General features: G+C 67.8%; 1 pseudogene. It reads left to right on the top strand.

The features are described 5' to 3' along the window. Window positions 1-261 (top strand): annotated as a pseudogene (locus R0J92_RS24030) (imidazolonepropionase); the annotation flags it as partial.

Below are 261 nucleotides of genomic sequence, written 5' to 3'. Positions count from 1 at the left end.
CGAGGAGGTCGCGCGCGCCGGCGGCGGTATCGTCTCTTCGGTGAAGGCCACGAACGCGCTCTCGGTCGATGGCCTGGTGAAGGCTGCCCTGCCTCGACTGGACACGCTGCTCGCGGAGGGTGTTTCCACGATCGAGATCAAGTCGGGCTATGGGCTCTCGATCACCGGCGAACTCAACATGCTGCGGGCGGCCCGCGCGCTGGAGACGCTCCGTCCCGTCCGGGTCGTGACGTCTTATCTGGCAGCGCATGCCACGCCTCC

It is taken from the genome of Tritonibacter sp. SIMBA_163 (assembly GCF_046535935.1).
Lineage (GTDB): Bacteria > Pseudomonadota > Alphaproteobacteria > Rhodobacterales > Rhodobacteraceae > Epibacterium > Epibacterium scottomollicae.
Note: the sequence above shows the minus strand (reverse complement) of the source record. Positions and strands in the feature narration are given on the sequence as shown.